This is a genomic window from Mesorhizobium sp. M7A.F.Ca.CA.004.12.1.1, assembly GCF_003997835.1.
Classification (GTDB): Bacteria; Pseudomonadota; Alphaproteobacteria; order Rhizobiales; family Rhizobiaceae; genus Mesorhizobium.
Genome location: NZ_RZRK01000675.1, coordinates 1 through 3375, shown reverse-complemented (window position 1 = coordinate 3375; position 3375 = coordinate 1). Strand labels below are relative to the sequence as shown.

Genomic DNA, 3375 nt, shown 5'->3' with positions numbered 1-3375 from the left:
ATCCTGTTCGATGGACGTACCTTCCATACCATCGCCGGCGTCGAGCCGAGGCTGAAGGACCGTACGCTGACAGTGAATGGCGTGTCGAAGGCCTATGCCATGACCGGCTGGCGGATCGGCTATGCCGGCGGGCCGGAACCGCTGATCCGCGCCATGGCCACCGTGCAGAGCCAAAGCACGTCGAACCCGTCATCCATCTCGCAGGCCGCGACCATTGCCGCACTGGAAGGTCCCCAGGACTTTCTTCGCCCTCGGGCGCTCGAATTCCAGGCTCGGCGCGACCGCGCTCTGGAGCTGCTGCGCAAGATTCCCGGCCTTACCTGCCAGACGCCCGAGGGCGCCTTCTATCTCTATCCCAATTGCTCGGCCCTGATCGGCCGTCGTCGCCCCGACGGCACTCCCATCGGCAGCGACGATGATTTCTCGCTTTACCTGCTCGATCAGGCGCGGGTCGCGGTGGTGCAGGGCTCTGCCTACGGGCTGTCGCCGCATTTCCGCATTTCCATAGCCACGTCGATGGATCTGATCGAAAAAGCGATCGGGCGAATCGCCAAGGCTGTCGAAGCGCTGCGATAGGGTCGGCGATGGATCTCGACTTCGTCCAGAAGCTGATCGAATTTGTCTCGCGTTCGCCCATTGCCGAACTGGAGATCGAGCGCAATGGCGTTCGCATCCGCATGTCCAGGCAGATGGCGCCGGCGCAATCCGCGTCGCAAGCGCAATCTGCGTCGCAGTCGGGGCCAGCCGCCGTCCCTGCCGTCTTCACAAATCCGGCTTCGACATCTCCGCCCATCGCACGCTATTCGATCCGCGCGCCGCTGACGGGCGTGTTCTACCGCTCCGGCACCGAAGGTGAACCGCCGCTCGCTTCGGTTGGCGATATGGTCGTGGAAGGGCAGAAGGTTGGTGTCCTCGAAGCCATGAAGACGTTCAATGTCGTGGAATCCGATCGCGCTGGGCGGATCGTCCAGATCGCGTTCGACGACCATGCCGCGGTGCAGTCCGGCGATGTGCTGTTCGTTCTCGAAGATTTGGGCTGAGGCGATGTTCGACACCGTCCTTATCGCCAATCGTGGTGAAATCGCGCTGCGCATCCTGCGCGCCTGCCGCGACCTCGGATTGAAGACGGTGGCGGCGCACTCGGAAGCGGATGCGAGCCTTCGACATGTCGCGCTGGCGGACAGGGCGATCTGCATCGGACCGGCGGCCGCGACGGAGAGCTATCTCAACATCGCCGAGATCATCGCGGCCGCGCAACTTACCGGCGCCGGCGCGATCCATCCGGGCTATGGTTTCCTCTCGGAAAACGCCGCCTTCGCCGAGGCTGTTGAGAATGCCGGTCTCATCTTCATCGGGCCGTCCGCGGCGGCGATCCGCACCATGGGCGACAAGGTCTCCGCCAAGCGCACGATGATCGCCGCCGGCGTTCCCTGCGTTGCAGGGTCGGAGGGTGCGCTGCCGCAGGACGAGCAGGCAGTGCGCGCCATTGCCGAGGCCATCGGCTATCCGGTCATCGTCAAGGCAGCGGGCGGCGGCGGCGGGCGCGGCATGCGCATCGTGCGCGAGCAGCACGCCCTGATGGAAGCCGTTTCAATGGCGGTGAAAGAGGCGGACCGGGCGTTCGGCAACCCGCAAGTCTATCTGGAAAAATTCCTCGAGCATCCGCGCCATATCGAGATCCAGATTCTGGCGGACAAGCATGGCAGGGCGGTCTGGCTCGGCGAGCGGGATTGCTCCATGCAGCGCCGCCACCAGAAGATCATCGAGGAGGCGCCGGCGCCCGGCATCGCCCGCGAGGCGGTTGCCGAGATCGGCGAGCTGTGTGCCCAGGCATGCCTGACCATCGGCTATACAGGCGCGGGCACATTCGAATTCCTCTACGAGGACGGGCGCTTCTCTTTCATCGAGATGAACACCCGCGTGCAGGTGGAGCATCCCGTCACGGAACTTGTCACCGGCATCGATATCGTGCGCGAGCAGATCCGCATCGCCCGGGGCGAACCCCTGTCGTTCAGCCAGGAAGACATCCGCATCCAGGGCCACGCCGTCGAATGCCGCATCAACGCTGAAGATCCATACAGCTTTCGCCCGCATCCGGGCCGGGTCGAGCGCTGGACGCCGCCCGGAGGTCCCGGAATCCGCGTCGAATCGCATCTCTACTCCGGCTACACCGTCCCGCCGCACTACGATTCATTGGTGGCCAAGCTGCTGGCGCATGGCGTGACGCGAGCCGAGGCGATCCGGCGCATGAGCGGCGCGCTGGGCGAGATGGAGGCTGTCGGCATCGCCACCAACGCGCCGCTGCACGGCCTCCTGATGGACGAGCCCGGCTTCGCTGCCGGCGGCTTCGATATCCATCATCTCGAACGTCTCATTGAAGGCGGTCTGCTCCAGGGACGAGGCGGCGATGACGATTGAGGAGATCGAAAGGCTGGCCGCCTGGTGCGCTAGCGCCGGCATCGGCGAGATCGAAGTGTCGGAGGCCGGCTTTTCGTTGCGCCTGCACATGCAATCCGTTGTTGCCTCGACACCCCTGGCCGAAGCCCCGAAGGCCGAAACGGCCTTCAAGGGCGTGCGCGCGCCCGGCGTCGGCGTGTTCCGTCTCGATCACCCGACGACCGGTCGCCCGATCGCCGAACCTGGCCAGACGGTTCGCAAGGGCGAGACGGTCGGCGTCCTGCAGGTCGGCCAATGCCTGAAGGCAATCGTTGCGCCGGCAGACGGTGTGCTGGGTGCAGCGCTGATCGAGGACGGAGCGGTCGTCGGCTACGGCACGCCGCTCTACGGGCTGGTGTGAAGCAAGGCGATGGTTCGAACCACTGAGGAAAGCGCCATGGCGGCCCAAGGATTGCAGGTCGATATCAATTCCGACATGGGCGAGGGTTTTGGAGCCTACAGGCTCGGCGACGATGCGGCGATCCTCGACATCGTCAGTTCCGCCAATGTGGCCTGCGGCTTTCACGCCGGCGACCCCGAGATCATGGCGGCCACGTTCTCGATGGCGCGCGACAAGGGCGTTGCTGTTGGCGCGCATCCGAGCTTCGCCGATCTGTGGGGGTTCGGACGCCGCATCATTCCGCATTCCATGGATGAGATCGAAAGGCTGGTCGCCTACCAGATCGGCGCGGCGCAGGCGCTTTCCGCCTATGCCGGCCACCCGATCCGCTACGTCAAGGCGCATGGCGCGCTAGGCAATCTTACCCAGACCGATCGTGGCGTCGCCGAAGCGGTGACGCGCGCGGTCAAGGCCGTCGATCCCGGCCTGATCTGCCTGGCCATTGCGCTCGGCTTCCAGGACAGGATCGCGCGCGACGCGGGCCTGACGGTCAGGTCCGAAATCTTTGCCGACCGCGCCTATACGGAGGAAGGCTTTCT

General features: G+C 65.1%; 5 protein-coding genes. All 5 read left to right on the top strand.

The window, feature by feature from the left end; all coding sequences use genetic code 11:
* Positions 1-576: aminotransferase class I/II-fold pyridoxal phosphate-dependent enzyme (locus tag EN984_RS27450; protein ID WP_127384095.1), on the top strand; the 576-nt coding region annotated here is incomplete at its 5' end.
* A gap of 8 nt (positions 577-584) precedes the next feature.
* Positions 585-1040 (top strand): acetyl-CoA carboxylase biotin carboxyl carrier protein subunit, encoded by a 456-nt coding sequence (locus EN984_RS27445; protein ID WP_127269419.1) that lies wholly within the window; start codon positions 585-587, stop codon positions 1038-1040.
* Positions 1041-1044: 4 nt separating this feature from the next.
* The gene (gene accC / locus EN984_RS27440) at positions 1045-2418 is read left to right on the top strand and encodes an acetyl-CoA carboxylase biotin carboxylase subunit (RefSeq protein WP_127269420.1); all 1374 of its coding nucleotides are present in this window, start codon (positions 1045-1047) and stop codon (positions 2416-2418) included.
* Positions 2408-2797: a biotin/lipoyl-containing protein gene (locus tag EN984_RS27435; protein ID WP_127272578.1), complete on the top strand. Its 390-nt coding sequence runs from the start codon at positions 2408-2410 to the stop codon at positions 2795-2797. Before accC ends, EN984_RS27435 begins: the two co-directional genes overlap by 11 nt.
* 36 nt (positions 2798-2833) lie before the next feature.
* On the top strand, positions 2834-3375 hold a 542-nt coding region (locus EN984_RS27430; RefSeq protein WP_127384094.1), incomplete at its 3' end, for a 5-oxoprolinase subunit PxpA.